Genomic DNA, 17642 nt, shown 5'->3' on the forward strand with positions numbered 1-17642 from the left:
CACAGGGGAACCGCAGGTTCGGCAGTACCCCGAGGGCGGGCCCGACCTCCGCCGCAGGTCGCAACGCAGGTTCCGTCCTGCGGCCCAAGACCCGCACCGGCTGGGACGGAGAGCCTGGTGGTGCGGCGCGGACCGGCGCCGCCGGACAGAGGAGGAGACGGATGAGCGTCATCCGGATCGAAGGGCTGAAGAAGTCCTACGGACGTTTCGAGGCGGTGCACGACGTGACGTTCGCGGCCGGCGCCGGGCGCGTCGTGGGCCTGCTGGGACCGAACGGGGCGGGCAAGAGCACGACGCTGCACGTGCTGCTCGGCCTGGCGTCCGCGGACGCGGGGACGGCGACGATCGACGGCCGCCGGTACGCGGAGCTCGAGCACCCGTCGCGCGTCGTCGGCGCGATGCTCGACGCCGGCGGGCTGCACCCCGGCCGCACGGGCCGCGACCACCTGCGCGTCCTGGCCGCCGCGGGCGGGCTGCCGGCGCTGCGGGCCGAGGAGGTGCTGGACCTGGTCGGCCTGCGACCTGCCGCCCAGCGCCGGGTGCGCACCTACTCCCTGGGCATGAAGCAGCGGCTCGGCATCGCCGCCGCGCTGCTCGGCCGCCCCCAGGTGCTGGTGCTCGACGAGCCCGCCAACGGCCTCGACCCTGCCGGGATGCGCTGGTTGCGCGAGCTGCTGCGCTCGTTCGCGGCCGACGGCGGCACGGTGCTGCTGGCCAGTCACGTGCTCGCGGAGGTCACCCAGGTCGCGGACGACCTCGTCGTCGTCGGCCAGGGCCGCGTCGTCGCCGCGGGGACCCTGGACGACCTCGTCACCGACCGTTCCCTCGAGGACGTGTACCTCGACCTCACCGCCACCACCGAAGGAGTGCGCTGATGTTCCGCGCCGAGCTGCTCAAGCTGCGGTCCACCCGGACCCCCTGGATCATCGCGGCGGTCGCCGCCGCCGGCATGGTCCTCACCCAGGTCGTCACCCTCGTGCTGCCGCGCACCCTGGGGACCCTCGGGGGCCTCGGGGCCCTCGGCTCGGGCGACGGCGCCGGCCTCACCGTCGGCACGCCCATGACCCCCGCGGACACGGCGGAGCTCACCGCCGACCTCGGCGCGCTCACCGACCTGGGCTCCGCCGACGCGCAGCGCGGGCTGCTGGACCTCCTGGGCAGCGGGGCGGGCGGCGCCGCGTCCTCCGGGATCACGGCGCTGTGCATGCTGCTGCTGGGCGTCCTCGCGGTGACGACCGACTTCCGCACCGGCGGGATGGTCCCCACCGCGCTCGTCGTCCCCGACCGGCTGCGGATCCTGGCGGGCAAGGCGGGTGCGACGGCGGTCGTGGCCGTCGTCACGGGCGGCGTCCTGGCGCTCCTGACCGCCGTGGGCCTGGTGGTCGCGGTCGCGACGACGCCGGACGCGTCCCTGGTGCTCGGCGCCGGCGAGGTGCTGGGAGTCTGGGGCCGTGGGCTGGCGGTGCTCGTCCTGCTCACCTGGCTCGGCCTGGCGGTCGGCACCCTGGTGCGCGGCCAGGTGGCGGCGATCGTGGTGGTCGCGTCGCTGGCGCTCGTGGAGCCGCTGGTGCAGACGATGGCGCTCGTCCTGTCCGGCGGGACGGCGTCCCTCACGTCGTGGCTGCCGCTCACGCTCGGGTCCCTCGCCTCGACCGGGCAGGCAGGTGCCGCGCAGCTCTTCGGCGGCTCGGCGGCGATGGGCGCCGGGACGGCGCTCGCGGGCCTGCTGGCCTGGGCGGCCGTCCTGCTCGGGGTCGCGGCGGTCGTGTTCCGCCGCCGCGACCTCGCCTGACGATGCGCCTGAGGATGCGCCTGACGATGCGCCTGACGATGCGCCCGGCGATGCTCCCGACGGCGCGGGCCGGACGGTACCGTCGGACGGACCGCGACCAGCCATGACGGGGGGACCTGTGCTCGAGGTGCTGCACCGCCGGCTCGACGCCGCCGGGATCCGGACGACGACGGCGCGCGACGCCCTGCTCGCCGCCGTCGTCGCGGTGGGGAGCCTGCTGCTCTTCTGGGCCGTCATGCGGGCCGTCCTGACGGACCTCGGCGCCGCGATCGGCGTCGACGTCTCGGCGGACCACATGACCACAGGGCAGTACGTCGGCGCCGGCGCCGTGATCGTGGCGCAGGCGTCGGCGCTCACCCTGCGGCGTCGGGCGCCGCTGCTGTGCCTCGGGCTCACCCTCGTGGGCCAGCTGGGGCTGGTGCTCCTGCTGCCGCCGTTCGTCAACTTCCAGGCGCCGGCGGGGGTCGTCGCGGCGTACACGCTCGGGGCGTACGCCCCCCGGCGCACGGCGATCTGGAGCGCGGGCGGGACGGCGGTGGTCCAGGTGCTGCTCGGCCTGGTCCTCGCCGGCCCGGACACGTCCCTGGGGTTCTCGGTCGGTGCGCAGCTGTCCAGCGGGCTGGTCTCCGCCCTCCTGACGTACCTGGGGGCGGTGCTCGTCGGGGCGTACGTCGGCACGCGCCGCGAGCTTCTGGCAGGGCTGCGCGAGCAGGTGCTGCAGGCCGAGCGGGAGCAGGAGGCCCTCGCCGCGCAGGCCGTGCTCGAGGAGCGCGGCCGCATGGCCCGGGAGCTGCACGACGTCGCGGCGCACCACCTCTCGGGCATCGTCCTGCAGGCGTCGGCCGCCGAGCGGCTCGTCGACCGCGACCCCGACCGGGCCAAGGAGTCGATGCGCTGGATCCGGGCGCAGGGGCGCGAGACGCTCGACAACCTGCGGCTCGTCGTCGGGATCCTGCGCGACGCCACCGCGCCCGACGACGGAGTCCCCGCCACGCCGCAGCCGACGCTCGACGACGTCCCCGAGCTGGTCGAGCTGGCCCGCAGCGCGGGGGCGACGGTGCGGGAGACCTCGCGGGGTGAGCCCGTCGACCTGCCGCCGACGGTGCAGCTCACCGTGTACCGCGTGCTGCAGGAGGCGCTGTCCAACGCCCGACGGCACGCCCCCGGGCGCACCGTCGAGATCGACACCGAGCACGGTGCCCGCGCGCTGGTGGTGACGGTGCACAACGGCGGTCCGACGACGACGACCGTGCCGTCGGCCGCGGCCGCCCGTCCCGGGCACGGGCTGATCGGGATGCGCGAGCGCGCCGAGTTCGTGGGCGGCACCCTGGACGCCGGCCCGGCGCCCGGTGGCGGCTGGCGCGTGCGGCTGACGGTGCCCCGCACCGCGTCCGCACCTGCGCCGTCGCGCCCTGCGCCGGCGCCCGCGCCGTCGCGTTCTGCGTCCGCGTCTGCGCCCGTGCCCGGTGAGGCCGCGGAGGGGGCCCGATGACCCGCGTGGTGCTGGTGGACGACCAGGCGATGGTCCGCGCCGGGATCGCCGTCATCCTGGAGAGCGAAGGGCTGCAGGTGGTGGGCGAGGCGTCGAGCGGCACGGACGCGGTGCGCGTCGTGCGGCGCGTGCGGCCGGACGTCGTCTGCATGGACGTGCGGATGCCCGGCGGCGACGGCATCGCCGCGACGCGGGAGCTCGCCGGGCCTGGGGTGGAGGACCCGGTGCCGGTCCTCGTGGTGAGCACCTTCGACCTGGACGACGACGTCTTCGGGGCGCTCGAGGCGGGCGCGTCGGGGTTCCTGCTCAAGGACGCGGAGCCGGAGGTGCTCGTGGACGCCGTGCGCCGTGTGGCGGCGGGCGACGGGCTGGTCGACCAGTCCCTCACCCGGCGGGTCATCGACGAGTTCGCGCGGCGCCGCGGCCCGGTCGCGCCCGACGCCACGGCGGAGGGGCTGCTCACGGCGCGGGAGCGGGAGATCGTGGCACTCCTGAGCCGTGGATCGTCGAACGCCGAGATCGCCGCGGCGCTGTTCCTGGAGCCGAGCACGGTGAAGTCGCACCTGAGCCGCATCATGACGAAGACGGGCGCGCGCGACCGGGTGCAGCTCGTCGTGTGGGCCTACGACTCCGGGCTGGCCGTGCCCGGCGCCTGACCGGTCCGACGGTCCGTGGGGCGCTCGCGGTCAGGGCTGGCGGGCCAGCCGTTCGGCCCGTCCTCGCTGCCCGACGAGCCGGTTGAGGCGCTCGGACATGAGCAGGCCCAGGGCCACCAGCACGGCGAGGAACAGGGGGAGGACCCACATCCCTGCCCAGGCCGAGACCAGGCCGAACAACGGTGGCGCGAGGGTGGAGCCGGTGTACGCGGCGGCCATCTGGATGCCGATGACGGCCTGGGAGCTGCGGCGCCCGAAGTTGGCCGGGGTGGAGTGGATGATCGCGGGATAGACGGGCGCGCACCCGAGCCCCGCGACCACCAGCCCGGCGAGCGCGAGCACGTCTGTCTCCACGGGGAGCGCGAGCATCGCGACACCCAGTCCGGCTGTCGTGAAGCCGAGACGGATCAGCTGCTTGTCCCCGACCCGGTCGGCGAGGAAGCCGGCCAGGAACCGCCCGCCGGTGATGCCCAGGAGGAACAGCGAGGCGAACGCGGCCGCCGTGGCGGCATCGACGCCGCGCTCGGCCACGAGGTATGTCGACGCCCACAGGATCGAGGTGCTCTCCAGCGCGCAGTACGCGAAGAACGCGGTCAGGATCACCAGGACACCGGGGATCCGCAGTGCCTGCGCGAGCGGGACGTGACCGCCCGCGCCCGGCGGCTCGGTCGCGGCCCCGTGCGCCTCGTCCGTCTCGTCGGTCTGCCCGGGAGGCGCGACCCGGTTCACCTTCCCCCACATCGGCAGACTGACGATCAGCACGCACGTCAGGACGGCCTGGACGATGCCGACGGTGCGGTAGGCGCCGGTCCAGCCCATCCCGGAGGTGACGGCGTAGCTCATGATGAACGGGCTGATCGACGCGCCCAGCCCCCAGAAGCTGTGCAGCCAGTTCATGTGCCGCGCGGCGTAGTGCAGGGCCACGTAGTTGTTGAGGGCTGCGTCGACCGCACCGGCTCCCAGCCCGTAGGGGACGGCGAAGAGGCACAGCATCCAGAACGAGCCGGAGACGGAGAAGCCGACGAGGGCGGCCGCGGTCAGCCCGACGCTGACGGCCGTGACGATGCCGGCGCCGAACCGGCGCGTGACCCGCTCGGACGCGAGGCTGGACAGGATGGTGCCGCCGGCGATGATCATGGTGATGACGCCGGCGAAGGAGACGGGGACCCCGAGGTCCTGGTGCATGACCGGCCAGCCGGCTCCGACGAGGGAGTCCGGGAGCCCGAGGCTGACGAAGGCGATGTAGATGATCGCGAGGAGGAGCGAGTACACGGCGGGGAGTGCTGCCTTTCACGGGCCGGCCAGGTGCCGGGAACGTGGCTGAGGTCAGGCGCGCAGCGCCTGCTCGACATCCTCCAGCAGGTCCAGCGGGTCCTCCAGCCCGACGGACAGGCGCAGGGTGGTCTCCGCGATGCCGACCTCGGCACGGCGCTCGGCGCCGAGCCGGCGGTGCGTCGTCGTCGCGGGGTGCGTGATGATCGACTTCGCGTCGCCGAGGTTGTTGGAGATGTCGACGATCTGCAGTGCGTCGACGAACGCGAACGTGCGCTTCTTCGCCTCCGCGGGGTCGGTGCCCTCGGGCACGTCGAGGCCGAACGTCACGACCGTCCCGCCGCCGGACTGCTGCGCCAGCGCGAGCTCGTGCTGCGGGTGCGACGGCAGGTACGGGTAGCGCACGCCGGTGATGCCGTCCAGCCGCTCGAGCGCCGTCGCGATCTGCAGTGCCGCGGCGTTCTGCGCCCGGACACGCACGTCGAGCGTCTCCAGCCCCTTGAGCAGCACCCACGCGTTGAACGCGCTCAGCGACGGCCCGGTGTTGCGGATGAACGTCTGCACAGGTCCCGTGAGGAACTCCCGCGAGCCGAGGATCGCGCCGCCCAGCACCCGGCCCTGGCCGTCGATGTGCTTGGTGGCGGAGTAGACCACGACGTCGGCCCCGAGCTCGAGGGGCTTCTGCAGCACCGGCGTCGCGAACACGTTGTCCACGACGACGACCGCGCCCGCGGCGTGGGCGAGGTCGGCCACCCGGCGCACGTCCACCAGGTCCTGCATGGGGTTGGACGGCGACTCGAAGAAGACGACGTCGGCGGGGGTGGCCAGCGCCTCCTCCCACTGGGAGGTGACGTGCCCGTCGACGTAGTCGACCTGCACGCCCCACTTCGCGAGGATCTCGGAGTAGATCACGGTGGTGGAGCCGAACAGCGCCCGCGCGGACACGATGCGCGAACCGCTGGACACGAGCGCGGCGAGCGTCGTGAACACGGCCGACATGCCCGACGCCGTCGCGTAGCAGGCCTCGGCACCCTCGATCAGCCGCAGCCGCTCCTCGAAGACGTGCACCGTGGGGTTGCCGTAGCGCGAGTAGAGGAACCGGGACTGCTCGCCGGCGAACGCCGCCTCGGCGTCGGCGGCGGTGTCGTAGGTGTAGCCCTGGGTGAGGAACAGGGCCTCCGACGTCTCCTGGAAGTCCGAGCGGCGGTGCCCGCCCCGCACGGCGAGCGTCGCGGGGCGCGCGGTCGCCGGCAGCGGGCCGCGGCCGGAGCCGCCGTGCAGGACGTCGTCAGCGGCGGGGCCGGTGGGGATGTGCAGCGCGCTCACCGGTCGGCGCCCGTCGGCGGCGTGGGCTCGGCGTCCACGAGCTCGCCCCAGGGCAGGCCGCGGACCTTCCAGCCCTCGTGGTCGCGGGCGCCGTCGAACCCGGCGCCGCCCTCGAAGCCCTCCAGGATGTTGTACGACGGGCCGATGCCCGCGGACGTCGCGAGGCGCGCCGCGCCGATCGAGCGCTGCCCGGAGCGGCACAGGAACACGACCGGGCGGCCCGCGGTGACGCCGGCGTCCTCGAGGTCGGTGAGGAACGCGGGGTTCGGCCGCCCGCCGGCCTTGACCCATTCCACGAGGACGGTGTCCTTGTCGAGCGCGCGGGTGTCGGGGACGCCGACCGCCCGCCACTCGCCCTCGGTGCGGACGTCCACCAGGACGGCGTCGGGGTCGGTGGCGAGCAGGTCCCAGGCCTGCTGGGGGTCCAGGTCGCCGGCGTAGCCCGGGGCGGGCCGGGCTTCGGGGTGTGCTCCGGGCGTCGGTGCAGGTGCCGTCATGGCGCTCCTCCCATCGGTCGTGGCGGTAGCACCCTCGTCCGGTCCGGGTCGTCGACGGAGACCGGCGACGACCGGCCCGCGGGTTGCTGCGGCGTCGACGTGCCACGTCACTCGGCCGCTCGGGATGGTCAGCGCGATCGTACGACACCGTCCGCCTGGTGGGCACCCCGTCTCGCGAGGTGAGCCAGGCGGGCCCGCAGGCGCGTGGAGGGCTCAGCCGCCGTAGCGGATCTCGACTCGGCGGTTCTGCGCACGGGCCGTGGCCACGGCGTCCTCGTCACCGCTCTCGCGCACCTTGGGCCGGGTCTCCCCGAACCCGCGGACGTCGGTCGCGACGTCCTCACGAGCGGCCCGCACGGCGTCGGCGACCGCCTCGGCGCGCCGTTCGGACAGCTCCTGGTTGACCTCGTCGGTGTCCACGGTGTCGGTGTGACCGTGCACCTTGATCGAGGCGCCGTCCGGGACGTCGGCGACCAGGTCCGCGACCTTGGCCCGCGCCCCGGCGGAGAGCTCCGCCTCGCTCGGCGCGAAGAGGATGTCGGAGGACAGCGTCACGACGGTCTCCTCGCCCTCGGTCGTCACCTCCTGCACGGGTACGACGTCCATGCCGCCGTGGTGCACCACGGAGGGCTGGTGCTCGATGACGTCGCCGTGCGAGCCGGGCTCGCCGGTGTCGTCGTCGCCGAGGTCCGGCGCCGACGGCCAGTCGTAGGAGGGTCCGTCGTCGTCGGCCGGGGCGTCGGAGCCGGAACCGGTGCAACCGGCAAGGACGAGGACGACGCCGAGCGCCGCCCACCGGGCGCCGGGACGTGCGGTGCGGGTGCGCATGCCTAGTCCTCGACGGTCAGGGGGACGTCCTCGAACACCGGCCAGGAGTCGTGGAGCTTGACGTCGATCGTCGTGATGTCGTCCTCCGGCGCGGCGAAGTACGCCTGGAACCCGACGGACTCGCCCCGGGCGGCCTTGGCGCCGACGTAGTCGGTGGTGTACCCCGTGCGGTACTCCTTGAGGTTCTCCCGGTCGATGAGGTCGAGCCCGCCGCTCGTCTCCCCGAGCATGCTGAACACGGAGATCGCGTCCCCGTCGTCGTACTGCGGGGTGAAGACCAGCCGCAGCTCCGTGGTCTCGCCGCGCACGGTGAGCGACTCGATGCCCACCCGCACCTCGTCCTTCGTGCCCGGCACGGTGAACGTCGCGTCCGCGACGACGTCGTCGGGGTCCGGGAAGTCGACGCCCACGACGCCGCCCGGAGCAGCGTCGCCGGACTCCTGCGCGGCGCCGGCCGGGGCATCTGCGGCGTCGGCCGCCGCGTCGTCCTGACCGCCGGACGTGCAGCCGGACAGGGCGAGCGCTCCGGCGACGAGGACGGGGACGAGGCGCAGGGTTCGCTGACTCACCGGAGCACCGTACCGTCAGGAGGCCGCATCGCGAGACGTTTCGCCCACCTGTTGACATCCGTCGACGGCTCCGGTGATCCTGGCACCAGGTCAAGAGCGCCAGCGTCAAGCCCCGGCTCGCTGGCCGGCAACCCTCCTTCCGCGGCGGGGTGCCCCGGGTGACGACCAGGCCCGCGCCGTCCGGCGCCGGGCAAGCGCGGGGAGAGCTCTCCCCGGCACGACCGAGGGGACCACTCATGACCACGCTCACCGATGCCCGGCCCGCCCGGGCCACGCCGGCGACGACCGGGACCACCGCGACCGTCCACGACGTCGCGCCCGTGCTGCCCGTCGTCGGCGCCGACACGCTCGTCCCGCTCGTGGACGGACGCCGGGTGCCGTACGCCAACCTCGACGTCGCGGCCTCGGCCCCGGCCCTGCAGGCCGTCGCGGACCGCGTCACCCAGGTGCTGCCGCTGTACGCGAGCGTGCACCGCGGTGCGGGATACCTGTCGCAGGTCTCGACCGCCCTGTACGAGCAGGCACGGCGCACCATCGGCACGTTCGTCGGCGCCCGCGAGGAGCACCTGACCCTCGTCACGCGCAACACCACGGACTCGCTCAACCTGCTCGCGGGCTGCGTCCCCGTCGACCAGGCGACCGGGGCGCGAGGACGCGTGCTCGTCCTCGACATCGAGCACCACGCCAACCTGCTGCCCTGGCAGCGGGTCACCGACGCCACCGTCGTCACGGGCGGCCACACGGTCGCCGCCACCTGCGAGGAGATCGCCGACGAGCTGGCCGCAGGCCTGGCCGAGGGGCGCCCGTACGCCCTCGTCGCGCTCACCGGTGCCTCGAACGTGACGGGGGAGTCGCTGCCGGTCGCCGACGTCGTCGCCCTCGCGCACGACGCCGGCGCGCGCGTCGTGCTCGACGGCGCGCAGCTCGTGCCGCACCGCCGGTTCTCGCTCGCCGCCACGGGCGTCGACTACGTCGCCTTCTCCGGGCACAAGACGTACGCGCCGTTCGGCGCGGGCGCGCTGGTGGGGCGGCGCGACTGGCTCGACGCCGGCACCCCGTACCTCGCGGGAGGCGGCGCGGTGCGCCGGGTCCGCGCGACGACGACCGACTGGCACGAGGGCCCGGCCCGGCACGAGGCGGGGTCCCCCAACGTGCTCGGGGCGGTGGCGCTCGCGGCGGCCTGCGACGAGCTCGCCGCGCTCGACACGACGGTGGCGCGCGAGCACGAGGACGCGCTGCGCCGCCGGCTCGTCGACGGCCTGGGGGCGCTCGACCGCGTCGAGGTCGTGCACGTCTGGGACGACGCGGTGGACCCGGTGGGCGTCGTGACGTTCACGGTCACGGGCTACGACCCGGGGCTCGTGGCCGCGTACCTGTCCGCCGAGCACGGCATCGGCGTGCGCGACGGTCGGTTCTGCGCGCACCCGCTGCTGGGGCGCCTCGGCTTCGACGCCGGGGCCGTGCGGGCGTCGGTCGGGCTGGGGACCGCCGGCGAGGAGGTGGAGCGGCTCGTCGCCGCCGTCGGCGCCCTCGTCTGCGACGGCCCGCAGGCCAGGTACGACGTCGTGGACAACCTGTGGGTGGTGGTCGACGACCCGCGGCCCGTGCCCGAGGGCTCAGGGCTCGAGGGGCTGCTGGCGACGGCGGCTCTCGGGGCCGACGAGGCGTTCGGCTGCCTGCCCGGCGACGCGTGACGGTCGGGCCCCGCTGGACGTCGAAGGGGGCGCGACCGGCGTCCGGTCGCGCCCCCTTCGACGTGCAGGCCTACTTGAACGCGTCCTTGACGTCGTCACCGGCCTGCTTGAGGTTGGCCCCGGCCTGCTGGGCCTCGCCCTCGGCCTCCTTCGACTCGTCTCCGGTGAGCTTGCCCGTCGTCTCCTTGACCTTGCCCTCTGTCTCTTCCGCGAGATGCTTGGCCTTGTCTCCGAGTGCCATGGGGCTCCTTCCGTCGAACGTGGACCTCGAACGACGACGCTATGCACGTCGCTGCCCGCCCGCATCTCGGGCCCCCGGGTGGCGGGGCGTGGGGGGCCCGCGGCGCCGGCGGGCTCAGCCGAGGACGGCGAGGGTCAGACAGATCCCGCCGACCGTGAGGTCCAGGCCGATGCACCACACGGCGAGCGACTGGTGCACGACGACGTCGCGGCGGTAGTGCACGAGGTCCCACGCGGCGTGGGCGGCCAGCGCGAGACCGGCCACGACGAGACCGGCGCGCGGGGCCAGGCCGACGCCGGCGAGCGCGACGCCGTAGTACGCGACCATCGCGGCGCCCTGGGCGAGCGTCGTCGGCCGGCGCCGCACGAGCCCGAGCAGCAGGAGAGCGAGCCCGGCGACGGCGAACGGCAGCCAGCGAGGCACCCCGACGAAGGCGAGGAACGGCAGGGCGCTGGCGACCGGCACCGCCGCCCAGCCGACCCAGCGGAGTCCGGTCGCGGCGGCAGCGAGGTAGCACAGGGCGGCCACCGCCACGGCGGTCGCGGGGGCCGAGGCGGTGGTGGCGAGCTCGGTCGCCGCGCCGTCGCCGGGGCTCGTCGAACCGCCGAGGCCGAACACGATGCCGATCCCGGACACGATGCCGACGACGGTCCACCCGGCGATCCAGGCGATGCTTCGTGGTGGTGCGTCGCCGCCGGTCGGTGCGGCTGGTCGGGAAACCGCTGAGGTCTCTCGATGGGGCATGGCGATCCACTCCTTCGTGCATCACGGTAGGCGTACCCGGCAGGGGTATATACCCCTACCCCCGAGGGGTAACCTACCCCGATCGGCCCACCCTGTCGAGACCCTTCTCGTCGTCCGCGGGCCCGGCCCGGTGGAGAGGCGTCACCAGGTCGGCGGACGCCGGTCGGCCCAGCGCAGGCGGTCCTCGAGCTGGGCGGCGACCGCGAGCAGGGTGCGCTCCCCGCCGGGCCTCCCGACGACCTGCACGCCCATGGGCAGGCCCGCGTCGGTCTGGTGCACCGGCACCGCGATCGCCGGCAGCCCCGCCACGTTGAGCATCGACGTCCAGGGCGTGTACTGGCACTGCTGCTCGAAGTTGCGCTCCGGGTCCTGCGGGTCGAACCAGCCCACGGGTCGCGGCGGCATGGCCAGAGCGGGGGTCAGCACGACGTCGAACCGCGCGACCTGCGCCACCAGGTGCCGCTCGAACGCCGTGAGCGTGCGCAGCGCCTCCGCGAGCCGGCGGGCCGGGACCTCACGGCCGCGGCCGATGAGCCACTGCGTCAGCGGCTCCAGCCTGGCCAGGCGCGCGGGGTCGTCGAGCGGGACCGCGGACGCCCCCGCCATCCACAGGGTGCGGAACGCCGGCCCGTACTCCTCGAACGGTGCGAGCGAGAGCTCGTCGACGTCGTGCCCCAGCCCGGTGAGCTCGTCGGTGCCGACGTCGAGCGCGGCCCTGGCCTCGGCCGACGTCGTGATGTCGTAGAAGTCGTCCCAGGCGGAGTCGAGCGTCACCCCGATCCGCAGGCGGCGCCGGGCACGGCCGTCGTCGCCGGGGGCCTCGCCCCGCTGGGCGGCAGCGAGGTACTCGCCTCGCCGGGCAGACGGCGCGCGCAGCGTCAGCGGGTGCGCGACCCCGCCGTCGGCGTCCCAGGTGAGCATGCCCTCGAGGAGCAGCGCGACGTCCGCGGTGGTGCGCGCCAGCGGCCCGTTGACGACGAGGCCCCCCAGGGCCTCCTGCCCGGACCCGGCCGGCATCAGCCCGCGCGACGGCTTGAGGCCCACGACGCCGCACGCCGCGGCGGGGATCCGGACCGACCCGCCGCCGTCGGACCCGGGGGCGAACGGCAGCAGCCCCGCGGCGACCGCGACCGCCGCCCCGCCGCTGGAGCCGCCCGCCCCGAGCGCCGGGTCCCACGGGTTGCGCGCGACCGGCCCGGCCAGCGGCTCCGTGTACGCCGGGAAGCCGAGCTCGGGCGCCGTCGTGCGGCCCAGGCTCACGACCCCCGCGGCGTCGAGCACCTCCACGATCTCGTCGCTCGACGGCGGCACGACGGCGTCGTCGCCGGCGAACGCCCGCGACCCGAAGCCGGCCGGGACGCCCGCGCGCGCCCAGAGGTCCTTGTCCCCGCTCGGCAGCCCCCACAGGGGCCCGCGGTCGCCGTGGTCCATCGCCTCGAGAGCGGCGGCCCGCTCGCGCGCGGCCCCCGGCGTGACGCTGACGAACGCGCCGAGGCCGGGGCCGGCCCGCTCGATCCGGGCCAGGAAGTGGTCCGCCACCTCCGTGGGGGTCAGCTCGCCCGCGCCCAGGCGGTCGCGCAGGTCCACGGCGGTCGTCTCGTGCAGCTCGTCCATCCCCCCATCCTGCGCGCCGAACCCGCGGTCGCCGTCGTTCTCGGCCGTGACGCCGGTCCCAGCCCGTGCCCGGCGCCTCGGTCGGGGGGTGCGGGGTCAGAGGAGGAGGGGAGCCACCCGCTCGCCGACGAACGTGGCGAAACCGTCGAGGTCGGGCTCGTCACGGGTGGGCTCGGCGACCACCGAGGTCGCGCCGAGGTCGACGAACCGTCGCAGACCGTCGGCGACCTGCTCCGCGGAGCCCCAGGAGAAGTGGTCCGCGAGCACCGCGCCGTCCTGCGGGTCGAGCCCTTCGGTGGCCGCCGCACGGCGGACGCGCTCGACGGCGTCCGGCCCGGCCGCCACCGGTAGGAACGTCACGACCCGGAACGGGTCCTCGCTGCCGGGGCCGGAATCCCGTACGGGCGGACGCCCGGCCGCGGCCCGGCCCTCGTCGAGGAGCGGGAGCGCCCGGCGCACCGCCGCGAGCCCGGCGCCGCCGTCGAACACGACGCCGTCTGCCACCTCGCCCACGAGCCGCAGCGTCCTCGGCCCCTTGGCGGCGCAGAGCACGGGTGGGGCGGACGCGGGCGGCCAGTCGAGCGCCACGTCGTCCAGCGTGACGTAGCGTCCCGACGTCGTGACCCGCTCGCCGTCGAGCAGCGCACGCAGGGCGCCGACCTGTTCGCGCAGCAGCGTCAGCGGCGAGGCGGCGCGGACGCCGAGCTGCCCCATCCAGGACTGCACCCCGTGCCCGAGGCCGGGCAGGAACCGCCCGGGGAACATGCCGTCGAGGGTGGCGGTCTCCATGGCCGTGAGCGCGACGTGGCGCAGGGGCGCCGGCATGACGCCGATGCCGACGCGCAGGCGTTCGGTGGCCGCGAGCATCGCCGCTGCGGTCGCCGGGCCGGACTCGAGGAAGCAGTCCTCCCAGAGCCACACCTCGTCGAGGCCCGCGGCCTCGGCGGTCCGCGCGAACGGCGCGAACCGCGACGGGGGGTTGCCGTACGGCGGCAGGACGCATCCGATCGTCGTCATGGCACGAGCCTGACCCCGTCGGCGGGTCCTGTCGAGGTCGGGCCTGCGGCCGGCCGCCGACAGGACGGCGACCGGCCCGGCCGCCGGGTCAGAGCGGGGTGACGCTGCCCTCGAAGTGCTTGATCCGGCGCCCGCCGTTCCAGCCGACGTAGTCGAAGCCGACCCCGTCGGCCGCCGGGGTCACGGCGACGTCGACCGTCCCGGGCAGCAGCACGGGCTTGGCGAACCGGACCGTCCACCGATAGGCCTCGCCGCGCGCGTGGCCGACGTCGGCCAGGGCCCGCGCCGCGGTGTACATCCCGTGCGCGATGGCGCGGGGGAAGCCGAACGCCTTGGCCGACAGCGCCGACAGGTGGATCGGGTTGCGGTCCCCGGAGACGGCCCCGTACGCGCGGCCCGTGCCCGGCCCGAGCGCCCAGCGCCCGGTGGGCAGCGGGGGCGCCCACGTGCCGACCGGCGCCCGGTCCTCGGCGGCGTCCTCGGGCTCGGTGACGCCGGCCGGCTCGGTCCCGGGCGCCTCGAACCCCTTGGCCAGGTAGGTGGAGACCCCGCGCCACACGGGCACGCCGGCAGGGTCGTCCGCGCGACGCACCTCGGCGACGAGGTCGACCTGGACCCCCCGCCGGTGCGGCCTCAGGTTCTCCGCCCACGCCCGCACCTCCAGGACGTCGCCGAGCTGCACGGGACCGCGCAGCTCGACCGCGTTCGCCAGGTGCACCATGCCGAGCAGCGGCAGGGGGAAGTCGGGCCGCACCATCACCGCGGTGGCGAGGGGGAACGCCAGCACGTGCAGGTACCCGGCAGACAGCACATCCGTCACCGGCTCGTGCAGCAGCCGCTGGTAGTCGTGCAGGTGCGCGGTCATCCCCGCGGTGGCCACCCCGGTGACCTGGTACGCGACGTCGGGCAGGACGAGCGTGCCGCCCCCGTCGTCGTCACCGTCGCCGGCGCGGCCGTAGCCGATGACCGGCAGCCCGGGCAGCGCCCGGCCCGCGGCGATACGGCCCGAGGAGGCCGCGCCGCGCGCGTACAGGCCGCCGAGACCCGGCAGGGTCGGCAGGGACTCGACCCGCAGCGGGTCGCCGGCGCCGGTCGCCGGGGTGGCCGCCGTCACTGGCCCACCATGTGCTGGCCGCACACGCGCAGCACCTGGCCGTTGATCCCCGCGGCGGCGGGGGAGACGAGGAACGCGACGGCCTCGGCGACGTCGACGGGCTGGCCGCCCTGCTGCAGCGACGGCAGGCGCCGCGCGACCTCGCGGGTGAGGAGCGGGATGGTGGCTGTCATGTCGGTCTCGATGAAGCCCGGCGCGACGGCGTTCGCGGTGCCCCCGGCGGCGGCGGCGAGCGGTGCGGTGGCCCGCGTGTGCCCGATGACGCCCGCCTTGGAGAAGCCGTAGTTCGTCTGGCCCTTGCCGCCCGCGATGCCGGAGGTGGAGGCGAGCGAGACGATGCGCAGGCCCTCCAGCCCGGCTGCCAGGAGCTGGGCGTTGATGCGCAGCTGCGCGGAGAGGTTCACCGCGACGACGGCGTCCCACTGCGCCGGCGCCATGTTGGCGAGCAGCTTGTCGCGCACGATGCCGGCGTTGTGCACCACGATGTCGAGCCGGCCGTGCCGGGCGCGGGCGTGCTCGAGGATGCGGGTGCCCGCGTCGTCGGCCGTGACGTCGAGCTGCAGCGCGGTGCCGCCGACGGCGTTGGTGGTCTTCGCGAGGGCCTCGCCCGCGGCGGGGACGTCCACGCACACGACGGTCGCGCCGTCACGCGCCAGCGTCTTCGCGATCGCCGCGCCGATGCCGCGCGCGGCACCCGTGACGACGGCGACCTGGCCGGCCAGCGGGCGCTCCGTGGCATGGTCCGGCGTCGTGGCGGTCTCCGCGGCCCGGGCGGCGTCCGGCGTCGGGCCGACGGGGAGCAGCTGACCGTCCACGTACGCGGACTTCGCGGACAGGAAGAACCGCAGCGTGGCGAGGGCCGTGGGGTCGTCGGCCGCGGCGTCGTCGGTGAGCACGATGCCGTCGGAGGTGGCGCCGAAGCGCAGCTCCTTGGCGAGCGAGCGCACGAACGCGTCGATGCCCTGGCGCACGGCCGCGAGCTCGGGGGAGTCGCCGTCCGTCGTCGCCCGCGACACCGTGACGACGCGGCCGCTCGGCGCGAGGGACCGCAGCACGGAGCCGGTCGTGAGCACGGCCCCGGAGACGTCGGTGGGCACGGCCGCACCGGTGAGCACGAGGACGACGGCGCCCCAGCGGGCGTCGTCGGTCGGCTCGCGGCGTACGTCGACGCCCCAGCCCAGGAGCGTCCGGGCGAGCGCGTCCGCGTCGGGCCTCGACGCGGCGTCGGACACCACGAGCACAGGCCCCACGGTGAGCGGGCTGCCGGCGCGGTGTCGGCGCAGGATCGCGGGCCGGGGCAGGCCGAGCTTCTTCGCGAGGGTCTTGGTGAACCCGGAGTTCACGGCCTTGGTGTAGTTGTCGGTCATCGGTTTCCCCCGCTCAGACGGACTCGACGATGGCGGTGGCGCCCAGGCCCCCGGCAGCGCAGACGGAGAGGAGCGCGCGGGCGGGCCTGCCCGTCTCGGCGGCCTTCGCCGCGACCAGCTTGGCGGCCGTGGCGAGGATCCGCCCGCCGGTGGCCGCGAACGGGTGGCCGGCGGCCAGCGACGAGCCGTTGACGTTGAGCCGCGCGCGGTCGACGCTGCCGAGCGCGCCGTCCAGGCCGAGCTCGCTCTTGCAGTAGTCGGCGTCCTCCCAGGCCGCGAGCGTGGTGAGCACCGTGGAGGCGAAGGCCTCGTGGATCTCGAAGAAGTCGATGTCGTCCAGCGTGAGGCCGTTGCGGGCGAGCAGGCGCGGCACCGCGTGCACCGGGGCCATGAGCAGGCCCTCGTGGCCGTGCACGAAGTCGACGGCGGCGGTCTCGGCGTCGACAAAGCGGGCGAGGACGGGCAGGTCGCGCTCGGCCGCCCACTCGGCGGACGAGAGCAGGACGGCAGAGGCGCCGTCGGTCAGGGGGGTGGAGTTGCCCGCCGTCATGGTGGGCTCCACGGGGGCCTCGGACGACGTGGCGAGGCTCTTGCCGAAGACCGGCTTGAGCGACGCGAGCTTCTCCATGGAGGTGTCCGCGCGCAGGTTGTCGTCGCGGGTCAGCCCGCGGAACGGGGTGACGAGGTCGTCGAAGAACCCCGCGTCCCAGGCGGCGGCCAGGTGCTGGTGGCTGGCGAGCGCGATCTCGTCCTGCGCCTCGCGGCTGATGCCCCAGCGAGCGGCGGTGATCGCCTGGTGCTCGCCCATGGACAGGCCCGTGCGGGGCTCGTCGGTGGACGGGGTGAGCGGCTTGAGGTCGGCCGGGCGCACCTTGGCGAGCGCCTTGAGGCGGGCCTGGAGGGTCTTGGCGTGCGAGGCGTCGAGCAGCGCGCGACGCAGGCCCTCGCTCACGGCGACCGGCGCGTCGGAGACGGTGTCGGTGCCGCCGGCGATGCCGGAGTCGATCTGGCCGAGCTTGATCTTGTTCGACACGTTGATCGCGGCCTCGAGGCCGGTGGCGCAGGCCTGCTGCAGGTCGAACGCGGGGGTCTGCGCGGAGAGCGAGGACCCGAGCACCGACTCGCGCACGAGGTTGAAGTCGCGCGAGTGCTTGAGGACGGCGCCGCCCACCACCTCGCCGAGCCGCTCGCCCTGCAGGCCGAAGCGCGCGACGAGGCCCTCCAGCGCGGCGGTGAGCATCTCCTGGTTGGACGCGTCGGAGTACTTCTTGCCGGTGCGGGAGAACGGGATCCGGTTCCCTCCGACGATCACGGCGTCGCGGACGCCAGGGGCGCGGTCCGCGGCTGCGCGGGCGGTGGCCCGGCTGGCGGACCCGGTCGGCTTGCGTGTGGCCACAGGTAGTTCCTTCACTCCGTCGG

The 17642-nt window shown here is 75.2% G+C and carries 17 protein-coding genes and 1 riboswitch; of the genes, 5 read left to right on the forward strand and 12 right to left on the reverse strand.

Annotated features, from left to right (window positions below):
• Positions 1–161 precede the first annotated feature (161 nt).
• From LEP48_RS01655 to LEP48_RS01670, 4 genes are all read left to right on the forward strand, one after another.
• Entirely contained in the window at positions 162–875 is a 714-nt protein-coding gene (locus LEP48_RS01655) for an ABC transporter ATP-binding protein (protein ID WP_225563774.1), read from the forward strand.
• Positions 875–1792 (forward strand): hypothetical protein, encoded by a 918-nt coding sequence (locus LEP48_RS01660; RefSeq protein WP_225563775.1) that lies wholly within the window; start codon positions 875–877, stop codon positions 1790–1792. Before LEP48_RS01655 ends, LEP48_RS01660 begins: the two co-directional genes overlap by 1 nt.
• Before the next feature lie 103 nt (positions 1793–1895).
• A complete protein-coding gene (locus LEP48_RS01665; protein WP_225563776.1) occupies positions 1896–3284 on the forward strand; it encodes a sensor histidine kinase in 1389 nt (462 codons plus the stop codon).
• A complete protein-coding gene (locus tag LEP48_RS01670; protein ID WP_225563777.1) occupies positions 3281–3940 on the forward strand; it encodes a response regulator in 660 nt (219 codons plus the stop codon). Before LEP48_RS01665 ends, LEP48_RS01670 begins: the two co-directional genes overlap by 4 nt.
• 30 nt (positions 3941–3970) lie before the next feature.
• Here LEP48_RS01670 and LEP48_RS01675 read toward each other — a convergent pair whose 3' ends face one another.
• The 5 genes from LEP48_RS01675 to LEP48_RS01695 all read right to left on the reverse strand — a co-directional run bounded on the left by LEP48_RS01675 (position 3971) and on the right by LEP48_RS01695 (position 8432).
• Positions 3971–5212 carry an MFS transporter gene (locus LEP48_RS01675; protein WP_225563778.1) on the reverse strand — a complete coding sequence of 414 codons (1242 nt, stop codon included), beginning with the start codon at positions 5210–5212 and terminating at the stop codon, positions 3971–3973.
• A gap of 54 nt (positions 5213–5266) precedes the next feature.
• The gene (locus LEP48_RS01680) at positions 5267–6493 is read right to left on the reverse strand and encodes an O-succinylhomoserine sulfhydrylase (RefSeq protein WP_255640537.1); all 1227 of its coding nucleotides are present in this window, start codon (positions 6491–6493) and stop codon (positions 5267–5269) included.
• A 41-nt stretch (positions 6494–6534) separates the two neighbouring features.
• On the reverse strand, positions 6535–7035 hold the full coding sequence (locus LEP48_RS01685) for a rhodanese-like domain-containing protein (protein WP_225563780.1): 501 nt from the start codon (positions 7033–7035) through the stop codon (positions 6535–6537).
• 213 nt (positions 7036–7248) lie between these two features.
• Entirely contained in the window at positions 7249–7863 is a 615-nt protein-coding gene (locus LEP48_RS01690) for an OmpA family protein (RefSeq protein ID WP_225563781.1), read from the reverse strand.
• 2 nt (positions 7864–7865) lie between these two features.
• Positions 7866–8432 (reverse strand): hypothetical protein, encoded by a 567-nt coding sequence (locus LEP48_RS01695; protein ID WP_225563782.1) that lies wholly within the window; start codon positions 8430–8432, stop codon positions 7866–7868.
• An 88-nt stretch (positions 8433–8520) separates the two neighbouring features.
• A riboswitch (SAM riboswitch) is annotated at positions 8521–8635 on the forward strand.
• Positions 8636–8668: 33 nt separating this feature from the next.
• Between LEP48_RS01695 and LEP48_RS01700 the strand changes: the two genes are divergently transcribed.
• A complete protein-coding gene (locus LEP48_RS01700; protein ID WP_225563783.1) occupies positions 8669–10126 on the forward strand; it encodes an aminotransferase class V-fold PLP-dependent enzyme in 1458 nt (485 codons plus the stop codon).
• 70 nt (positions 10127–10196) lie between these two features.
• Here LEP48_RS01700 and LEP48_RS01705 read toward each other — a convergent pair whose 3' ends face one another.
• The 7 genes from LEP48_RS01705 to LEP48_RS01735 all read right to left on the reverse strand — a co-directional run bounded on the left by LEP48_RS01705 (position 10197) and on the right by LEP48_RS01735 (position 17619).
• Entirely contained in the window at positions 10197–10367 is a 171-nt protein-coding gene (locus LEP48_RS01705; protein ID WP_225563784.1) for a CsbD family protein, read from the reverse strand.
• A 114-nt stretch (positions 10368–10481) separates the two neighbouring features.
• Positions 10482–11111, reverse strand: coding sequence for a hypothetical protein (locus LEP48_RS01710; protein ID WP_225563785.1), 630 nt, complete (start codon positions 11109–11111; stop codon positions 10482–10484).
• Between the two features lie 141 nt (positions 11112–11252).
• Positions 11253–12725 carry an amidase gene (locus tag LEP48_RS01715; protein ID WP_225563786.1) on the reverse strand — a complete coding sequence of 491 codons (1473 nt, stop codon included), beginning with the start codon at positions 12723–12725 and terminating at the stop codon, positions 11253–11255.
• Between the two features lie 96 nt (positions 12726–12821).
• The gene (locus LEP48_RS01720; RefSeq protein ID WP_225563787.1) at positions 12822–13742 is read right to left on the reverse strand and encodes an LLM class flavin-dependent oxidoreductase; all 921 of its coding nucleotides are present in this window, start codon (positions 13740–13742) and stop codon (positions 12822–12824) included.
• 88 nt (positions 13743–13830) lie between these two features.
• Entirely contained in the window at positions 13831–14856 is a 1026-nt protein-coding gene (locus tag LEP48_RS01725) for a MaoC family dehydratase (protein ID WP_225563788.1), read from the reverse strand.
• Positions 14853–16223, reverse strand: coding sequence for a 3-oxoacyl-ACP reductase (locus LEP48_RS01730; protein WP_225563789.1), 1371 nt, complete (start codon positions 16221–16223; stop codon positions 14853–14855). The genes LEP48_RS01725 and LEP48_RS01730 overlap by 4 nt, the downstream gene beginning before the upstream one ends.
• 13 nt (positions 16224–16236) lie before the next feature.
• A complete protein-coding gene (locus LEP48_RS01735; protein WP_225563790.1) occupies positions 16237–17619 on the reverse strand; it encodes an acetyl-CoA C-acetyltransferase in 1383 nt (460 codons plus the stop codon).
• Between the last annotated feature and the right edge of the window lie 23 nt (positions 17620–17642).

Source organism: Isoptericola luteus, from assembly GCF_020297055.1.
Lineage (GTDB): Bacteria > Actinomycetota > Actinomycetes > Actinomycetales > Cellulomonadaceae > Isoptericola > Isoptericola luteus.

Coding starts and splice junctions, on each gene's coding strand:
- LEP48_RS01655 (WP_225563774.1), top strand. CDS start 162: ATGAGCGTCATCCGGATCGAAGGGCTGAAGAAGTCCTACGGACGTTTC.
- LEP48_RS01660 (WP_225563775.1), top strand. CDS start 875: ATGTTCCGCGCCGAGCTGCTCAAGCTGCGGTCCACCCGGACCCCCTGG.
- LEP48_RS01665 (WP_225563776.1), top strand. CDS start 1,896: ATGACGGGGGGACCTGTGCTCGAGGTGCTGCACCGCCGGCTCGACGCC.
- LEP48_RS01670 (WP_225563777.1), top strand. CDS start 3,281: ATGACCCGCGTGGTGCTGGTGGACGACCAGGCGATGGTCCGCGCCGGG.
- LEP48_RS01685 (WP_225563780.1), bottom strand. CDS start 7,035: ATGACGGCACCTGCACCGACGCCCGGAGCACACCCCGAAGCCCGGCCC.
- LEP48_RS01690 (WP_225563781.1), bottom strand. CDS start 7,863: ATGCGCACCCGCACCGCACGTCCCGGCGCCCGGTGGGCGGCGCTCGGC.
- LEP48_RS01700 (WP_225563783.1), top strand. CDS start 8,669: ATGACCACGCTCACCGATGCCCGGCCCGCCCGGGCCACGCCGGCGACG.
- LEP48_RS01705 (WP_225563784.1), bottom strand. CDS start 10,367: ATGGCACTCGGAGACAAGGCCAAGCATCTCGCGGAAGAGACAGAGGGC.
- LEP48_RS01710 (WP_225563785.1), bottom strand. CDS start 11,111: ATGCCCCATCGAGAGACCTCAGCGGTTTCCCGACCAGCCGCACCGACC.
- LEP48_RS01715 (WP_225563786.1), bottom strand. CDS start 12,725: ATGGACGAGCTGCACGAGACGACCGCCGTGGACCTGCGCGACCGCCTG.
- LEP48_RS01720 (WP_225563787.1), bottom strand. CDS start 13,742: ATGACGACGATCGGATGCGTCCTGCCGCCGTACGGCAACCCCCCGTCG.
- LEP48_RS01730 (WP_225563789.1), bottom strand. CDS start 16,223: ATGACCGACAACTACACCAAGGCCGTGAACTCCGGGTTCACCAAGACC.